A 17,689-nucleotide genomic window follows, 5' to 3' on the forward strand; every position below is an offset into this window, starting at 1 on the left:
TTGGTACCCAATTTCAGCCTATTCTCGCACCAAGGGCCAGCCGGTCTTTTCCGTATATGCTTGCCCACGCTCAGCTGCTTTTTTCCGGAAGTACTCTGCGGTTTCGTTATATCTTTCGAGTTGTTGCTCCATCAACACCTCGAGACTTTCTTGCGCAATCTTTGGATAACGCCGGAGCATTGCTCCGAGCACGCGCAGCGTAACCAGTACATCTGCTTCTGCATTATGAAAATCATCTGCATCCCATACTTCATAGTGCTGAGCTACGCTCTCTAAATTGCGCTTTCCTTTCCGATATTTATCGACTACTTTATCGAGCAGATATGGATCTATTATGGGGGCTAAATTACGCCCTAAACGCTCCTCTAAAGTAGGTAAATCGTGGCGGCGTAACTCCGCTTCTAAAAGCGTCAAATCGTAGGAAGCGTTAAAGGCTACCAGCACGTGATTCTGCTTCAGATGCTCATACAGCAGCTGTGCTACTTCTTCTAATACTTCTTCAATAGGCCGCCCCTCTTTCTGGGCCTGCTCAGTAGAAATGCCATGCACTTTTTGCGAAGCTTCCGGTATTTCCACTCCCGGGTCAGCTAGCCAATAGTGTTTTTCTATTTCTGTTTCGTTCACCACTACAATCGAAGCGGTGACTAGCCGAGCTGCCTGCGGATTTACACCGGTAGTTTCCGTATCGAAACCAATTATGGGCTTTTCACTCCACATAGTTACTCTTTTCTTTTCGCAGCTACTTCGCTGCCCTAGTGCTGCTTCCGGCCTTAGTGCGGGCGATTCGCTTTTAATACGTTTTCGGTACAGAAATTATTTCTGCCGGCTGCGGGCGTATTTTGCCCGCGCCAGCAAAGGAGTATCTGCAGTTTCTAGTATAGAGGGCACCTCCGAAAAATTTTATTCCTTTAGTTATGGGTATAGATTCTCCCTTCACTAAAGTTGGGAGCGCCCGGCTTGCCGACTACCTGCCGAGCGGCCATATAGGATACGCTAAAAGGGTGAGCAATGATGTAGAGATTGGGCGAAATAAGCTGGCGAGAGTGGGATATGCTTTCGACGATATTTCGGTAATTCCCTCCCGTCGTACCCGCGATGCGGAAGATGTATCTGTCACTTGGCAATTAGATGCCTATTTACTAGATGCTCCTATTATGGGTGCACCAATGGATTCGGTGACTTCTCCCGCCACCGCCATTCAATTAGGAAAAATGGGGTTGCTCGGGGTATTAGATCTCGAGGGTTTGTGGACGCGTTATGAAGATCCAGCGCCCTATCTGGAAGAGATTGCACAACTTCCGTCGGATTGTTACCACCGGCGTATGCAAGAAATATATAGTGAGCCGATAAAAGCAGAGCTAATTACTCAGCGTATTGCCGAGATTAGAGCTGCCGGTGTGCCTACGGCCGGAGCTTTATCGCCGGCGCGTACGCAAGAGTATTGGCGTACGGTAGTGGAAGCTGGAGTGGATTTATTTATAATTCGCGGTACCACCGTCTCCGCTGAGCATGTATCTACGAATCGGGAACCACTTAATTTGAAGCGGTTTATTTATGAACTAGACGTGCCGGTAATAGTAGGGGGAGCTGCTTCCTATACGGCGGCATTGCATCTAATGCGCACCGGTGCAGCTGGAGTATTAGCTGGATTTGGGGGAGGCGCCACCAGCGCAAATCGGCGCACAGTCGGAGTGGCAGTACCGATGGCCACCACGGTAGCAAATGTGGCAGCTGCCCGGCGGGAGTATATGGATGAAACCGGAGGGCGCTATGTGCAGGTGATTGCCGATGGGCAAATTTCCACTTCGGGAGATTTAGTGAAAGCGATTGCTTGTGGAGCAGACGGGGTGATGCTGGGGACGGCGTTGGCGCGTTCGCAAGAGGCTCCGGGGCGCGGTTTCCATTGGGGAGCGGAAGCGCACCATAGGAAACTGATTCGAGGAGAACGGGTACAGGTAGGCACGGTGTCTGATTTACAGCAAATTATTTGGGGCCCGTCTCTAGATGCCTCCGGTACCACTAATTTAGTAGGAGCGTTGAAGCAGGCGATGGCGATGACCGGCTATTCCGATGTGAAAGAATTCCAGCGCGTACCGATGGCAGTGGAGCAATACTAGGTGGAGCGATACTGAGTGAAGCAATACTAGTTCGGGAGCATTTCTGCGGGTAGAATTGGAAACTGCTGAATAAGACTTAAAAAATTATCAAAAATAAATACTAAGTAGTAAGGAAAAATATGGAATACCGTATTGAGCATGACACTATGGGTGAGGTAAAGGTGCCGGTAGATGCGCTCTATCGTGCTCAGACCCAGCGAGCAGTAGATAATTTTCCGATTTCTGGAAAAGTACTGACCCCTCCACATATTCACGCTTTAGCTCATATTAAGCGGGCGGCAGCTATTGCTAATGCGGAGCTCGGCGTAATCTGCACGGAGCGGCGCGATGCAATTGTGGCTGCTGCAGATGAAGTAATTAGTGGTAAGTATGACGACCAATTCCCGATTGACGTATACCAGACTGGTTCCGGTACTTCTTCGAATATGAATATGAACGAAGTGCTCTCCACTCTGGCTACGAAGGCTTCGGGAATGGAAGTACACCCGAATGATCACGTAAATGCTTCGCAGTCTTCGAATGACGTCTTCCCTTCTTCTATCCATATCGCCGCCATGAACGCTATTACGAATCAGCTGCTGCCGCAGTTAGCGATTCTGGAAGACGCCTTGGCAGAGAAAGCCGTTGAATTTAAAGACGTAGTGAAATCGGGGCGTACCCACCTTATGGATGCTACGCCGATTACGCTCGGTCAAGAATTCTCTGGCTATGCTCAGCAGATTAAGTATGGCATTGCGCGGATTGAAAGCACCCTGGATTTGCTGGCGGAATTGCCGCTGGGAGGTACTGCAGTAGGTACCGGAATTAATACTCCGGAAGGCTTCTCTGCTCGAGTAATTGAATTGATTGCAGAGCATACGGGCTTGCCGCTCGTAGAGGCGCAGAATCATTTTGAAGCGCAGTCGGCGCAGGATTCGCTGGTAGCTACTTCGGGAGCGCTGCGCACAGTGGCCGTATCGCTGGTGAAGATTGCCAACGATTTGCGCTGGGCCAGCTCCGGGCCGCGCTCGGGCATTGGCGAAATTCATCTTCCTGATTTACAGCCAGGCTCTTCTATTATGCCGGGCAAGGTAAATCCGGTAGTTCCCGAAGCTACCGTGCAGGTGGCAGCCCAGGTAATCGGAAATGACGCCGCGATAGCTTTCGCTGGAGCGCAGGGCAATTTCGATCTTTTGGTGATGCTGCCGGTAATGGCACAAAATCTGCTTGATTCGATTAAGATTCTCGGAAATGTGGCCGAAGTACTGGCCGAGCGCACGGTAAAGGGCATTATTGCCAATAAGGAGCGCTGCCTAGAGCTAGCAGAATCTTCTCCTTCTATTGTGACGCCGCTAAATCGCCTTATCGGCTATGAAAATGCCGCTAAAATTGCCAAGCATGCGGTGAAAGATAATTTGACCGTAAAAGAAGCTGCGATTGATCTCGGCTTCGTAGAGCGGGGCGAAATCACCATGGAAGCCTTGGAAGACGCCTTGAATGTGCTCAATATGACCGGAAATTACTAAAATTTCTTTTTAGTAGCTGCGCCGTATTGGCGGCTACTACTAAATAAAAACTCTGCGGGCTGCCTCTTCGGCAGCCCGCAGTTATATTAAGAAGTTATAAAAAGTTTGCGTGGCGCAGTTGGTAGCTGCTAATTAGTTTATTTTCCGGCATAGCGGTAGACATTCGTCTCCCGCAGTGCAAATCCACAGCGCTTATAGAGTCGATTAGCGGCTTCGCGAGTGGGGCGAGAAGTGAGATCGATAGATTTCACGCCCTTTTGCTGAGCCAGCTCAATTGCGGCTTCTACTAGCTTCTGGCCAATGCCGTGCCCACGCGCTTCGTCATCTACGACTACGTCTTCTATCCAGGCGCGCCAGCCGGTAGGAATCTCAAAGGTGACCAAGCTGAGCATCCCTAAAATCGGGCCATCTGCTCCGGCCTCGGCATCCTGATAAATAAGTAAATCCAAACTTTTTTGCTCCAGAAGCCGCTCTAATCCGGCCTTATCTAAAGGCTTGGAAGAAGAAGAGAGCTGAGGAATAAGCTTTTGAAAAGCAGCTTCGAGAGCGGGGGTCACTTCTTTGATAGTAGAGATAGTCACGGTAATCCTTTCTTAGGAAATTACTTCCATCACTTGGCGGGCGATAGCTAGCTCTTCGTGAGCTGGCACCACCAATACTCGTACTTTTGAGTCTTCGGTAGAAATAGTACGCGCTTCTTTAGATTTTTCCGCATTTAACTCGGCACTATAGTGAATTCCGAAAGATGCGAGCCTATCGAGCACCGCCGCGCGGAGTAAATCATCTTTTTCGCCAATTCCCGCCGTAAAAGTTATTGTATCGAGCCCGCCCATCACGGCAGTATATGCACCTACATAATGCAGTATTCGGTGTATATAGATTTGGAGCGCCCGCTGGCATATTTCTTCTCCTGCTTGGGCTCGTTTCCAAATTACCCGCATATCGCTATCTCCGGTCAGGCCTTTCATTCCCGATCGGCGGTTGAAAAGTTCATCCACTTCCACCGAGCTCATTCCGGCTACTCGTTGGAGATGGAAAGCTACCGCGGGATCTATATCGCCGGTACGAGTGCCCATTACTAGACCTTCGAGCGGGGTGAGTCCCATCGAGGTATCTACGGCCTTGTCTCCCACCACTGCCGAAGCAGAAGCGCCGTTGCCGAGATGGAAAATAATCTGCTTCAAATCGCGCCGCCCCAACATACGGCAGACCTTATCCGCCGCATATTGGTGAGAAGTACCGTGGGCGCCATAGCGGAGAATTTCGTATTTTTCGGCGATTTCGGAATTTAGTGCATAGTAAGCGGATTCGGGAGGTAGATGCCGGAAAAACGCCGTGTCGAATACTGCCACATGCGGCACGGGGAGCAGTTTCCGAGCAATATGAATTCCGCGTAAGTGGGCGGGATTGTGCAGGGGAGCGAGCGGAATTAACTCTTGAATATAGCGCTCCACGGTATCGTCAATCAACACTGCCTTATCGAAGTATTTTCCACCCTGCACCACGCGATGCCCTACCGCGGTAATATCTAATTCCTCTAGATTGGGGCTAAGTTCATCGATGAGATTTAAAATTCGCTCCATGCCGTGTTCGTGGCTGGGGATTGGCTCATAAAGGCTGAGTTTTTTCTCTCCAAAATAAAGTAGATAGTGCCCCATGGAGTTGCCGATTCTTTCTACCAGCCCGCGGGTAGAGCAAGCGCCGTTTTCCGGGTCAATAATTTCAAATTTAATTGAAGAAGATCCAGAATTTACTACTAATACCGCCATTTTCTATTCCTTTATATTTTTTAAAATCTACTTTTTAAGTTCCAGTGCAAAATTCCGAAAATATCGCTATATAAAAATTCCGCTAGGGTGTAGGTGCTTTAGGCGCCGTAGGTGAGGCTGGTACGGCGTCTGCAGTTGAAGGCGATGTGCCAGTTTGGGCTTGCAGAGCGGTGATAGCAATTGTGTTTACGATATCTTCCACTAGAGCTCCGCGGGAAAGATCGTTTATCGGTTTATTTAATCCTTGCAATATTGGGCCGACGGCGAGTGCTCCGGCCGTGCGCTGTACCGCTTTATAGGTGATATTACCGGAGTTTAGATCCGGGAAAATAAAGACATTGGCTTTTCCGGCCACCGGAGAATTAGGCAGTTTCGCTTTCGCCACCGTTTCATCTACTGCGGCGTCAAACTGAATTGGCCCAGCAATAGGTAAGTCAGGGGCAATACTCTCTACCAGCTGGGTGGCTGCGGCCACGGCGTCTACTCCTGCGCCTTTTCCAGAGGTACCAGTGGAATAGGAAAGCATCGCTATGCGCGGCGAAATTCCGAAAGTGCGCGCGGTTTCGGCAGAAGAAAGCGCAATTCCCGCTAGTTGTTCTGGATTAGGTGCCACATTTACTGCGCAATCGGCAAAGATATAGGGGCGGTCGGGGAGCAGCATTAAGAAAGACGAAGAGACGAGCGGAGTATCCGGCTTAGTTTTAATAATTTGCAAGGCGGGGCGAATAGTCTCCGCAGTGGTGTGCTGAGCGCCCGAAACCATGCCGTCTGCTTCCCCCATCTGCACCATCATGGTGGCGAAATAGGAAATATCTTGCATTTTTTCTTGTGCCGCCGCGGGGGTAATCCCTTTTGCTTTGCGAATTTCCGCAAAAGCTTGGGCGTATTCTGCTTGCCGCGGCGCATCGGCCGGATCAATAATTTCTGCCTTTTGCAGATTTAACTGTTGCTCTGCGGCGAGTTGGTGAATTTCCGCTGCATCTCCCAGCAAAATAATATCGGCGATTTCTTGCTCCAGAATAAGCGCAGCCGCCTGCAAAATACGTATATCCGTTGCTTCTGGCAGCAAGATACGCTTTTTTTCTTGGCGGGCGCGGCTAAAGATATCGGCAGTTACTTGCTCGGGAGTGCGGGGTAGGCTATCTGCCTGTGACCCTCCGGCAACCGGCGAAAGATAAGAATTCTGCACAGGTTTCCTTCCTTTTGGGGCTAGCACTTATTTTGCCATTTCTTCCCGTTTTCCTTTAGGACTAAGGGAGTATGATAAATGGAAGTGTTTCACCCTCTCTAATTCTAGCGTAGAGAAAAACTGAGAAGAGAAGTCGGAGTGCCGTTTCTTTGCAGGTGACGGAAGGAGAAAATATGCGTCTGCCGCGTAGCCAGCGCCGCGCGCGTCGCCGGCAGCAAATTTCTCCGCCGCCGCGCCGTGGGATAAATGCTTTTCATTACCAGCTGCCGCCCGGGCCGTGGAGCACGCTCGGGCAATGGGCGGTAGATAACTATGGGATAGCTGGGCAAGAAGCTTTTCAGCAGGAGAGTTTTTTAGGAGATTTTGGCCGCCCGCTTTCCCCAGATTATCCCTACCGGGCAGGAGAAAAAATTTGGGTATTTCGCCCGGTGGGGGATGAGCCAGCCGTTCCAATTCAGCTAGAGGTACTGGCGGAAACGGAGCACTACGTCGCTATTGATAAACCGCACGGTTTAGCTTGTATTCCACGGGGAATTCATGCGGCGAAAACTGCAGTAGTAGCGGCGCGGCGGCAGCTACAAAATGACGAGCTTAGCTGTGCCCATCGCCTAGATTTGGAGACAGCGGGAGTGTTGCTACTGGTGAAGAAGCCGGAGTATCGGCGGGCCTATCAGTTGCTGTTTCAGAGAAAACAGGTGCGAAAAAGCTATCGTGGGCTGACTGCTGGTATGGGAAATTATGCGGCAGCCGGGGATCATACGGTAGCAGGGGATTGTACGGTAGCCGGGGATGATGCGGTGGCAGCGAGGAATTATGTGGCAGCGGGCGCGGATTTAGAAGTGTGGATGTATCGCCAGCCAGGAAATATGCAGACGCTGGTATCGGCAGAGCAACCCTTTGCAGCGCTGGCGGTATCGGTAGTCCCGGCAGTAGATACGCGGGCCGATAGTGCAGTAAATATGGGAAATTCCAGTGCAGTGCCGCGCGGAAGAATGCGGGCGGCTCTCACTCGCACTCGGGTGCGCCTGCTGGGAGAGTTGGAGAAATCTGCCGATAATGTGGAGAATTTTTCTGATTTTTGGCCTTTGCAGTGGGAGATTAGCCCATACACTGGTTTTACCCACCAAATTCGCGCTCTTTTTAACTATTTACAGATGCCGCTTTTATTTGACCCGCTGTATCCGCAGCTATTGCCGCCGGAAGTGGCACAGGCGCGCCAATTACCCTTACAGCTTCTGGCAAAAGAGCTGGAATTTATCGATCCTTACACTGGAGAAAATACGCAGATTATTTCCGCGCGGCACTTAGGAGTACCGGGCGGGGAATAGAGCCGCGATTTATTCGGAATAGGAATTTTGCGCGCGCTCCGCTAATCTTAGAAGAGTGAATAATGCAGAAATCCGCCCGGTAGTGGTAGTAGATAATGGCGCGCAGTATGCGCAACTCATTGCCCGGAGAATACGAGATGTAGGGTATTACTCGGAGCTAGTGCCGCATTCGTGGAGTGCGGAGAAAATTTTGGCTAAACGCCCGCTAGCTATTGTGCTTTCAGGTGGTCCTGCTTCGGTATATGCGGAGAATTCTCCTGTTTTAGATACGGCGCTTTTAGAAGTTGGGATTCCGGTGCTAGGTATCTGCTACGGATTCCAGCAGATGGCAGAAGCCTTGGGAGGAAAAGTAGCCGAGACTGGCAATCGAGAATTCGGTGCGACCACGGCAAAAATCCTCGCTCCTAGCCATCTTTGGGATGCGGGCGAAGCAGAAAAAATGGTTTGGATGAGCCATGGGGACGCCGTCACCGCTGCTCCACAGGGCTTCACCGTAACTGCCGCCACTCCAGCTGCGCCGGTAGCTGCTTTTGAAGACAATTCGCGCCGGCTTTACGGAGTGCAGTGGCACCCCGAGGCGCGCAATTCGGAGCGCGGCAACGAAATATTCCGCAACTTTTTACAGCGCGGTGCTGGTCTTGATCCTAACTGGAATTCTGCGTCTATAATCGATGAGCAAATCGCTAAGATTCGCGCCCAAGTGGGGAGTGGAGAAGTAATCTGCGGGCTTTCCGGCGGAGTAGATTCTTCTGTGGCAGCTGCGCTTGTACACCGCGCCGTTGGCGACCAGCTCACCTGTGTATTTGTAGATCACGGTCTATTGCGCGCCGGAGAAGCGGAGCAAGTAATTCGCGATTACGCCGGGGCGCGCGGAATGAAAATTTTGGCGGTAGATGAATCGGAGCGTTTCTTGCAGGCACTGGCGGGTGTAACTGAGCCAGAGCAGAAGCGTAAAATCATCGGCCGAGAATTTATTCGTTCCTTTGAAGCAGCCCAGCGAAAATTAATTGCTGAAGCTGGCGAAGCTGGAAAAGAAATAAAGTTTTTAGTGCAAGGCACTCTCTATCCAGACGTAGTGGAATCGGGGGGCGGCGAAGGCACAGCGAATATTAAATCACACCACAATGTGGGCGGATTGCCGGAAGATCTACAGTTTGAACTGGTAGAGCCGCTGCGTGATCTGTTTAAAGACGAAGTGCGCGCCATCGGAAAAGAATTGGGGCTCCCCGATAATATCGTGTGGCGCCAGCCTTTCCCGGGGCCGGGGCTAGGCATTCGCATAGTCGGAGAAGTTACGCGCGCTGGGCTCGATACGCTGCGGGCGGCCGATTTAATCGTGCGCGAAGAATTGAGTGCAGCGGGTCTGGATCGAGAAATCTGGCAGTGCCCAGTGGTGCTTCTTGCTGATGTGCGTTCGGTAGGTGTGCAAGGAGATGGCCGTACTTATGGGCATCCAATCGTGCTGCGCCCAGTGAGTTCGGAAGATGCTATGAGTGCGGATTGGTACCGCTTGCCATACGATTTATTGGCGAAAATTTCTAATCGCATTACCAACGAAGTGCCGGAGGTCAACAGAGTAGTGCTTGACTGCACCTCGAAGCCGCCGGGGACTATCGAGTGGGAATAGGTCGATAAAGCTTTTACCTGCAATTTTGAGTGCGGTGCAATGTCGTTGAGTTTTGTTTCATATGTGAATCACGGCAAAGCCGCCAATAATAGCAGTGAGTAAAATCGATAATAAAGCCTCCGTTCCCACGTTGGAGCGGAGGCTTTTTCTTTACTGTTTACTCCTTTTTACCTAAGTTTCATTTTTTTATTTCATATGTCTCAAGATGGAAAAGTACGGGCGATATTCGGGGGCGCTAGTAGGCGCTTAACGCCATACTTCCAATCGATTCCTTACGCTTATTATGGGTAAGTTAATTGAGCTAAAATGCCGTTCCACCTTTTTAGTAGTCTAGGTTATTGGCATCTTCTCCTAGCAATTGCTCGAAGATGATACGCAGATCCTCTTCATCTAGATAGCCGTCCTCGAGGTAGCCACGGTCAATAGCGTCGAGCATCGTCTGTTCCTTTTCCTTCAAGCGATTGTAGATCGCGGCGTCGAGGGATATCTCTCTGCCATTAAGAATGAATTTCTCATGCATGAAGTAGTAACGCGTCTTTTGATCATCGGGCAAACCTAGGCGGTGTATGCGGTCTTTCGACTGTAGCAGGTGCACCAGGTTGTAGCTATATTCGAAATACACCGCGTCGTGGCAGACGCTGTGAAGAGAAACCGACTCAGCGAGTGTTTGCGGGTTGGTCATGAGCACCTTGAAGCGCCCCGCACGAAAGTCGTCTAGAATTTCGCGTCGTTCTTCCTGCGGCGTGGCTCCATAAATTGCCTCGGTGGGAATCCCCATAGCGGTGAGATCTCGGCGGAGATTTTTGATGCTGCGAACGAAGATGCACCATACGATGACGGGGCGGCCTTCGGCAACGATGCGCTCTACCAGTCGCTCACACGCCACGAGTTTTGAGCTCGGACGGCTTCGTTCGATGGCCTCATAGAACGTCTGTGAGAAGTCTACGTAGTCGATGTCTAAATAGTCGTCGCCAACTTGGTCGAGAATAAATTCCAAATCTTCTGGATCTACGGCACTGCAGAGCATCTCGGGGTCGCTCTCGAGCTGCAGAGTGCGGATGATTTTCGCGAACGCATTAGGACAAGATGCATACAGGATGCGCAGCAGCGTGTTCTCATCGGGTGTTGCTTCGACCTCCACGATTTCGTCGGGTTCTGGGCGCGGCACACCGAGCTCGTCCTTGTTTGTTCGGCAGAAAAAGGGCGCCAGGCTGTTGTTAAGGTTTGTCTGGAGGTCCGCATCGGGCGCATGAAGCTCGTCTGGTTCGTAGCCAAAGAACATGTCGTAGTCTTTGGGGTACAGGATATGCAGCAAGTTGTATATGTCCTGGTAGGTGTTCGGAATGGGCGTGCCTGTCAGAGCAATCACGAACTTCGCACCGTCGGCTGCTTCGAGCGCGGCTTCTGCGCGCTTGCCGCCGATGGCCTTCACCCGGTGTGATTCGTCGAAAACGAGCAGAGTCTGGTCGGGGATGATGGTGTGTAACTCCCGCACATAGTTTGAGAGTGATTCGTAGTTGAATGTGAAAAGGTTACATGTGCCGCTGTCGAGCAATAGTGCGTTTCGTCTACGTTCGGTCGACATTGCTGCTATAGCGGGGTCACCCAGCGAGAAACAGCGCAGAGGTAGCTTCTCTCCGAAAGTGGCAATCCATTCCTTTTCCCACGACTCAAAGCCACTCTTGGGGCAAACCACCACAATACGCCGCGCGAGTTCCAGATGACGCAGGTAGGCGAACACGCCGAGTACTGTCGCGGTCTTGCCAGCGCCTGGTACCGAGAAGTTCGCTGCGTGTCCAACTGCTGTCATGAAGAATGCGTCGAGCATTTGCCGGTCGCGCAGGGGGCGCACCATTGAGGCGCTTACTTTGTTGCGGAATTCTCGGAAGCGCGGTCCCAGCTGAGGGTCATCGGCGATATCTTCGGTGGTATGTGCCTTGATAGCAAGCCCTACTTCGGAGCGTTCGCGGATGTAGGTCTCGCTGGCAGTCACGAAATCGTTGAAACTCGGGTCCACCACGACCTCGATGCCATGACCGTCAGCTTCCTTGATTGCCTCTAGCATATCCTGGCACTCACGCAAACCCATCCTTCCGTTGAGTAGGATGCGGTCACGTTCGATGCTGTCTACAGCGCTTGCCGGGTAGTACAGCCAGGCGCGCCAAGCCGTCGAAGTTGTGAATGCAGCAATGTCCTGTCCCTCGATGCGCAGGTACATGCCCGGCCGCGCATCGTCGTAGCAGACTATTACCCTAGGCACGCTCATCAATCTCATCGATTAGTTCTTCTACTTTGTTGGCGAGGGCTACGAGGTTACGGCGCACCTTCTTGAGCTCGTCGGGTTTCAGTACATCGAGCATCTCGGGAAGAATTTTCTCAAGTTTGGAGAGGCAGTCGGCGGATTCTTTGGCAGGTGTGTCCATGAGTTTGATGCGATGCACGATTTCCCTTGCGCGGTCACTGGCACGTTTGAAACTATCGACGAGTTCTCTGTCCGAGCGCAGCTCGCTTACTTTCTCGCGTGTGAGGGTATTTGGCCCCATCTTCTCGAGGAGCTCGGACATAGCCTGCAATTCGGAGGCCTTGAAGTCGGCCTCCGCGTCTGTGCCTGCCACTTTGTTGAAGATTCTGATATATCGGGTGATGTCACCCTCGGGCTGTACCACTATGTTGGCGAACATGAGCTGTTTGACGAGCTGTTTATCGGGCTTGTTTTTGTACTTATTCAATACTTGGCCGAATTCGCCCAAGGGGCCATCAACTTTGAGAGCACGAGCGAGATGGTACTGTTCAGGCGCTTGACAGAATTCGAGGAATTCCTCCATGTATTGGGCGCGTTCGATGAGCTTTTTAACTTCAGCCTCGGTCATGCCCGTCGCATTGCCGTATTCCGCGGGGGTGATGAGGTGGTTCTTTACTACGTCGCGGTATATGCCAACGAGTCGGTCGACGGGGTCGTACGCCACTTTCTCCTCTTCGCCGATCTGGATAGCGAGTTCGAGCAGTTTGATGCGTTTAGGGTCACTGCCGGTCGCATCGTCAAGGATGGCAGTCTCGAACCAGCCTACTTCGTGCTTTGCCCGTGCAAGGCGCCGAATGCAGGTTAGGCGGCGGTTACCATCGATGACTCGCCCGTCGTTGAGCACGATGCCTGGTCTCAACTGGCCGCGAAGAGCGATGCTCTTCTCGGTTTTTCTGAGTGCTCCGGGGTTACTATTGACGATAAATTCCTCGATGACGTCGTTGTACTCGTCGCGGCCGAGGGTGAGCAGGTCGGCGTCCTGCGCCGAATTGTACTCGCTAACCCAAGTGGCGATGCGGTCGTTCTGGTCGTTGTAGAATAGATGGTCGCACCTGATGCGATAGATTTCGAAAGCGTGCGGCACATTGTCAATAGAGTGCTTTTCTTTGCGCCCCGTCGGCAAGACGTTGCCGGTCTTGATTTCATCCTCAAGTAAGCTCATTTCGTACCTCTTTCTTCCATGCCTCTATGGATGAGTAGTATGCGTCTCCGATGTCATCGTAATAGACGCTAGAGTTGCAAATAATTGTCGTCAGGAGTGATGCTGAGCACGTAATGCCCAAATTGCTCGCGAGCAGCCGAGGCAGTTCATCCCGGTTGATTCCTTCGTGGTGGGCAACGATCCACTCGATTAGGTCTGTGGCGGAAAGTCGCCCCTTGCCGCCGGCAACGAACACCTTGGTTCCGGCGAGCGTACAGCTACGCAGAATTTCTCCCGCATCGAGCAATCCCTCGTAGAAGTCGTCGGGCATGTCCAACCTATACAGCGGATGCGAGGTAACGGAGCTCGCACGCAGACTCACCACGGTGAAAGGCTCACCTTCAGGCACGTCCATACTCACTGTTACCGCGTATGATTCGATGTCCGCTATGCGCGCGCCCAACACGTTGTGCAGTCGCGTGAAAGAAATGTAGCTGTCGCCCTCGTAGAGAAGCACGCGATGATCCGAAAGTGCTTGGCGCAGCACGTAGCGGAAGGTGGGATGCTGCCATACGGCGTTCTCAAACCCCGCGTCGCCTTTCGCGAAGGATGGATGCTCGACCAATAGTCGTTTGAAGTGATCGTTTGGAGTTTTCCCTTCTCGGAAGAGCAGACCGTGGTTTTTGTAGTAGCCCGCGCCTTTGATGCCGCGGTCGAGCGCTTCGAGCCGTTCGCCGGGAAACTTGAAGAAGAAGCGCTGGCGCACGAGTTCTGCGTCGCAGATGCAGCCGACAAGCTCCCGAGCGAGGAAGCTCTCGAGGGTAGGCGCCTCGCGATCAACGTCGCGCACTTCGGGCGCATTCGTGCAGGCAATCGCATTGCCAGTTGAACAATCAGCGGACTCGACGTCAATCCATTCCGAGACGCTCACGTGCGCGGACTTGGTGAACAGGTCGAGCCATATCGCAGCAATTCCCGCGCTGAATCCGTATTCGCGCTCGTAGGCTTTCGCAACAACGTTCTTGGGCTCGCCTGCATGGCGCTCGGCGAAAGTCCGCACCTGGCGACTGCGGTCGATCTTGCCGAACCCGACGGAGAGGTGGGCGCCTAGGGTGACACTCTCGTCAGCGTTCCAGGAAATCTGTTTCAGCTCGTCATAGAGCGCGGCGGGTGTGGTGATCCCCGCACGTCTCAGCTCGTTACGTGAAGTACGAAAGATCAGACGGGCGCATAACTCAGTGCCCTCGCGCCGCACGGCATTCGCCGCTGCCCGCGCTGCCTCCGTACGTCTGTTCTGCAGGCTGTTAGCTACGTCCGTCACTCGCTTTATTCCTCGCTCAGTTTGGGGCCAAAGACGCGCTCAACGTAGGCGTCCAGAGTGCCTTCTTTAGCAAGCTCAGCGGAGTCCGCGAGTTCAAAGTTAAAGTCGCATCCCTGGCCGACCTCATCGTGGAAGCCCAGAATAAAGTTCGTGGCGATATCGTAGATGATCGCGGTGGGCGCGATGCCGAATACCTGTCGGTCCAGGATATGATCCAGTCGTTTGCGGTCGTCGGGAAAGGCGGCTTTCATACCGTCGCTTCGATATAAGCGCTTGATGATCTCGGCAATGTAGAGGCCTGACTTCATATATAAATCGGCAAAGGTGTGGCTCGGGTCGTCGAAGCATCCCGGGTTCTCCTTCTCGAAAAGGTCCACCATCTCAACCACGACGTTGCGCGGCGTGAAGATCTGGTTGGTCTTTTGGGGCGGCACATAGTCGAAGATGTCCTCCGTCTGAGACTCGTCGAAGTAGTTGGCTAGGCGCTCACGCAACTTAATGAACTCGTTTATAGAGTCGTTGAACACTACCTCGTCGAAGAGGTGCCCTACGAAGTGTTTTGTTTCTCCTGTCTCGGCGTCGGTGTAGTCGCCGCCGTCGCGTAGAAATCGAAATTCTTCCACGGTGATGCTCGTTACGTCGAGGAAAACGTCGGCAGGGATCACAGTGTCAAAATTCGCAAGCGTAGTGCCTTCCTCTCCATACGCCATGAGGAACGACGGGATGGTGCGTGAGAAGCCGCGCAGATGGGCGCGCACCTTGTCCTCGATACCCTGCTTCTCTTCCTCTTTCTTTGCTGTCTCCACCTCGCGCACCACGGTTTCGCCGGCGCTCTGCACGAGCTCCTCGCGGGAATCCCCGAGCTTTTTGGCGAGCATCTGGAACGCTTCGGCCTTTTGCTCGTCATGCCGCTGGTTTACTTCAGCGCGCTCGGCTGAGCTGGTTGCCGTCTCGAGCTCGTCCTTGCGTGACTGTTCTATGCGGCGCTCCTGAATCTGGTAATCGCCAACCTGGCGATTGAGATAAATATCGGCGTCCGCCTGAATCTTGCGCTCGATCCGTTGCTGCTGGCGCGGTTTGAGCTCACTGCCGTAGCTCTCCGTGGCGGCCTGTACCAAAGGTGTGGTTACGCTCTGTTTGAAGGCTTTTTTGAGGTTGTCGAGCATTGCCTCATCTTCATCATCGGTCTCGTGCGCCTTCATAATATCGCCCACATGACTCAAGAATTCGCCGGTGATATCACCGTAGACTTTCAGCCCGAAGATGTCCGCCGCCTTGCCAATGACCTGATTATCGGGAATCTTCACCTCACCCTCGTCATTGATGGAGAGCTCGCCGATGGTATCTTCGTCGATCTTGACCTTGTTCTTCTCGGCATTTTGCGCTTTGCCCTGCTCGTAGGGATCGAAGCGTTGGATGATCTCCACGACTTCTGCTGGTGCACGGAAGATGCTCGCGATGTTCTGGAATAGGAAGTTGCTCATGAAACCGCGTTTAACCACCTCGCGGGAGTGGATGCGTCTCGGTACGTTGAGTACCTGCTCGGCGTCGAGCTCGACCATCTGCCCCTCGGTATCCTCACCGTAGATAGGGAAGAAGTTCAGCAGCTGGCGAATATGGCGCTCGCGCGTCTCCATATCACCGCCGCCGCGAGTTGTCTCTCCGTACAGGTCGTTGGCAAACTGTTCGAAGATGGTGAGCGTGCGGGCCGGGTCGAAATCGAAGACGTAGGCGTTCTCCTTGCGCGCGTAATTACCGCCGCCCAGGTCGAACAGGCACGGGTTCTGACTGCGGAAGGCCGCCTGCATATAGAGCGCGGGGCTCGCCATGTTCGAGAGCATAAGCACGGCGGTCCACTCGGGAACGGTCACGCCTGTGGTGAGTTGGCCGACCGAAAGGGTGATGGTTTTGTCGTGGTCCTTGATCGCGCGGCGTACCTTGTCCAGCGATTTCTCGTTCTCATCATCGGCGTCGATCTTGCCGTCTCCGGCGGCTAATACCACCTCGTAGTCCCCGAAGACGGGATGTGCCCTTAGCTTATTGGCGAGGGCATGGGCGGAGTCGACGCGGTTGAGCATCCAGAACGTGTGGCGCAGTTCGTCGCGCAGCTCGGGTGTTGAGAACGGAAATTTCTTCTGCGTGGTGAGTGCGTCAAGGAACTTGTCCACGTCGGCGTCGTGTATAAAATTGCCTTTTTGGTTGGTCGAGAAGAACTCGTTGAGATCGAAGGTGAACTCGGTCTGCTCGCCGTCGATTTCTATGCCGCCGCGAGCCTCCTGCTCAACGATATCGCTCATTTGGTAGGTGAGTAGGTTGAGCTTGGGGAGATTAGCGTAGGGATTCGGTTGCTCGGAGTTGGCCGGCCAGTCGCGCTTGGCTTGCTGCTCGTCGGCGTAGGTCCAGTTGTAGATGGCGTCGTCAGTAAACTTCTCGTTGGCGATGGCCTTGAAGGGGGTGCCGGAGAGATGCAGCGTGAAGCGGCGCTTGATGTGGTCGAACGCCACGTCGGTCTTGAAGGTGTCCACGCCTTCGTGTGCCTCATCGATGATGAGCACGTCCCAGATGAGGTCGGCTACTTCGTCGAGCTTCCGATACATGCCGCCGAAGTGGATGGAGCCTTTGAGATCCTGTAGGCTCACAAACTCGATAAAGCCCTTGGGGCTCTCTGGGTTATTGCGGATAGCGCGCAAGTACTCTTCTCGGCTGAGGCAGTAGGGCTTGTCGGCCAGGGTGTCTACGCCGCTTATGAAGCGGTAACCACCTTCTACTCCGATGAACTTCACGTAGTCGTCGTACCAGGAGTTGGCGATGGCGGGGCGGTTGGTGACGATGAGCACCTTCTGGGCGCCGATACTACGGCACAGATCGTAGGCGGTGAGTGTCTTGCCGAAACGTGGTTTGGCATTCCATAGGAACTCTCCGCCAAGTGTGCCGCCTTCATCCCAATGAGCGCTGGCGAAGGCACCTGTCTGTTCCACGGCGCGCTTCTGCTCATCACGCAGGGTATAAGAGGCGGCGCCGGATGCGTCTAGCACTCCATCGGTGTCGCGGAATCGATAGAACTGTTGGTGTGACTCCTCGCCGCTAATCTTGAACCATTCCTTTTTAGGCTCACGCTCGATGCCTTGCTTTTCGAGGTAGGCATGGAAGTCAGTATCGCGGAATGTGCCCGCGCGGTGCTCCCACGTAGCGTTACCGCTCCACTCTAGGTGCCACCGCACGTCGGCAGTGTGCGTCTGTTGTTTGATACGCTCGCGCACGTCTTGCTCGGTGTAGCCGATCTTGGTCCAGCCGTTGTGGCGGGCGATCTCGGGCGTGGTGTAGGCGTAGATCTGCGGCACCGCGGGTGCGGTGGTCTCGATGATCTGGGAGATGTCGATGTTTGCCATA

The 17,689-nt window shown here is 53.1% G+C and carries 11 protein-coding genes and 1 pseudogene; 4 read left to right on the forward strand and 8 right to left on the reverse strand.

Annotated elements, in window-relative coordinates; translation table 11 throughout:
* Positions 1–18 precede the first annotated feature (18 nt).
* Complete coding sequence (locus tag BQ7117_RS02685; RefSeq protein ID WP_073996079.1) at positions 19–717, reverse strand: exonuclease domain-containing protein; 699 nt, start codon at positions 715–717, stop codon at positions 19–21.
* A 284-nt stretch (positions 718–1,001) separates the two neighbouring features.
* Between BQ7117_RS02685 and BQ7117_RS02690 the strand changes: the two genes are divergently transcribed.
* Together BQ7117_RS02690 and BQ7117_RS02695 are read left to right on the forward strand one after the other, a co-directional pair.
* Positions 1,002–2,117 carry a GuaB3 family IMP dehydrogenase-related protein gene (locus tag BQ7117_RS02690; RefSeq protein WP_073996947.1) on the forward strand — a complete coding sequence of 372 codons (1,116 nt, stop codon included), beginning with the start codon at positions 1,002–1,004 and terminating at the stop codon, positions 2,115–2,117.
* Positions 2,118–2,236: 119 nt separating this feature from the next.
* Positions 2,237–3,622 (forward strand): class II fumarate hydratase, encoded by a 1,386-nt coding sequence (locus BQ7117_RS02695; protein ID WP_073996080.1) that lies wholly within the window; start codon positions 2,237–2,239, stop codon positions 3,620–3,622.
* Positions 3,623–3,759: 137 nt separating this feature from the next.
* Here the strand turns inward: BQ7117_RS02695 and BQ7117_RS02700 are convergent, their stop codons facing one another.
* The 3 genes and pseudogenes from BQ7117_RS02700 to pta all read right to left on the reverse strand — a co-directional run.
* Entirely contained in the window at positions 3,760–4,203 is a 444-nt protein-coding gene (locus BQ7117_RS02700; protein ID WP_073996081.1) for a GNAT family N-acetyltransferase, read from the reverse strand.
* A 12-nt stretch (positions 4,204–4,215) separates the two neighbouring features.
* Positions 4,216–5,391, reverse strand: a complete 1,176-nt coding sequence (locus tag BQ7117_RS02705; protein WP_073996082.1) for an acetate/propionate family kinase — start codon at positions 5,389–5,391, stop codon at positions 4,216–4,218.
* A gap of 82 nt (positions 5,392–5,473) precedes the next feature.
* Positions 5,474–6,490: pseudogene (gene pta, locus BQ7117_RS02710) on the reverse strand (phosphate acetyltransferase); the annotation flags it as partial.
* A 263-nt stretch (positions 6,491–6,753) separates the two neighbouring features.
* Between pta and BQ7117_RS02715 the strand changes: the two are divergent.
* Positions 6,754–7,908 carry a pseudouridine synthase gene (locus BQ7117_RS02715; protein WP_143273954.1) on the forward strand — a complete coding sequence of 385 codons (1,155 nt, stop codon included), beginning with the start codon at positions 6,754–6,756 and terminating at the stop codon, positions 7,906–7,908.
* Positions 7,909–7,963: 55 nt separating this feature from the next.
* Positions 7,964–9,535: a glutamine-hydrolyzing GMP synthase gene (guaA, locus tag BQ7117_RS02720; RefSeq protein WP_237563039.1), complete on the forward strand. Its 1,572-nt coding sequence runs from the start codon at positions 7,964–7,966 to the stop codon at positions 9,533–9,535.
* Positions 9,536–9,857: 322 nt separating this feature from the next.
* Here the strand turns inward: guaA and BQ7117_RS02725 are convergent, their stop codons facing one another.
* The 4 genes from BQ7117_RS02725 to BQ7117_RS02740 are packed head-to-tail and all read right to left on the reverse strand — an operon-like array spanning position 9,858 to position 17,688.
* Positions 9,858–11,810 carry a DEAD/DEAH box helicase gene (locus BQ7117_RS02725; RefSeq protein ID WP_084789833.1) on the reverse strand — a complete coding sequence of 651 codons (1,953 nt, stop codon included), beginning with the start codon at positions 11,808–11,810 and terminating at the stop codon, positions 9,858–9,860.
* The gene (locus tag BQ7117_RS02730) at positions 11,788–12,999 is read right to left on the reverse strand and encodes a hypothetical protein (RefSeq protein ID WP_073996085.1); all 1,212 of its coding nucleotides are present in this window, start codon (positions 12,997–12,999) and stop codon (positions 11,788–11,790) included. The genes BQ7117_RS02725 and BQ7117_RS02730 overlap by 23 nt, the downstream gene beginning before the upstream one ends.
* Positions 12,986–14,299, reverse strand: a complete 1,314-nt coding sequence (locus BQ7117_RS02735) for a hypothetical protein (RefSeq protein ID WP_073996086.1) — start codon at positions 14,297–14,299, stop codon at positions 12,986–12,988. The genes BQ7117_RS02730 and BQ7117_RS02735 overlap by 14 nt, the downstream gene beginning before the upstream one ends.
* 5 nt (positions 14,300–14,304) lie before the next feature.
* Positions 14,305–17,688 carry a DEAD/DEAH box helicase gene (locus tag BQ7117_RS02740; protein WP_073996087.1) on the reverse strand — a complete coding sequence of 1,128 codons (3,384 nt, stop codon included), beginning with the start codon at positions 17,686–17,688 and terminating at the stop codon, positions 14,305–14,307.
* Position 17,689: the final 1 nt, after the last annotated feature.

The organism is Arcanobacterium urinimassiliense, from assembly GCF_900119495.1.
Lineage (GTDB): Bacteria > Actinomycetota > Actinomycetes > Actinomycetales > Actinomycetaceae > Arcanobacterium_A > Arcanobacterium_A urinimassiliense.

Bases quoted from the DNA above. Each gene is read 5' to 3' on its own strand.
- BQ7117_RS02685 (WP_073996079.1), bottom strand. From the start codon at position 717: ATGTGGAGTGAAAAGCCCATAATTGGTTTCGATACGGAAACTACCGGT.
- BQ7117_RS02695 (WP_073996080.1), top strand. From the start codon at position 2,237: ATGGAATACCGTATTGAGCATGACACTATGGGTGAGGTAAAGGTGCCG.
- BQ7117_RS02705 (WP_073996082.1), bottom strand. From the start codon at position 5,391: ATGGCGGTATTAGTAGTAAATTCTGGATCTTCTTCAATTAAATTTGAA.
- BQ7117_RS02715 (WP_143273954.1), top strand. From the start codon at position 6,754: ATGCGTCTGCCGCGTAGCCAGCGCCGCGCGCGTCGCCGGCAGCAAATT.
- BQ7117_RS02725 (WP_084789833.1), bottom strand. From the start codon at position 11,810: ATGAGATTGATGAGCGTGCCTAGGGTAATAGTCTGCTACGACGATGCG.
- BQ7117_RS02730 (WP_073996085.1), bottom strand. From the start codon at position 12,999: ATGAGCTTACTTGAGGATGAAATCAAGACCGGCAACGTCTTGCCGACG.
- BQ7117_RS02740 (WP_073996087.1), bottom strand. From the start codon at position 17,688: ATGGCAAACATCGACATCTCCCAGATCATCGAGACCACCGCACCCGCG.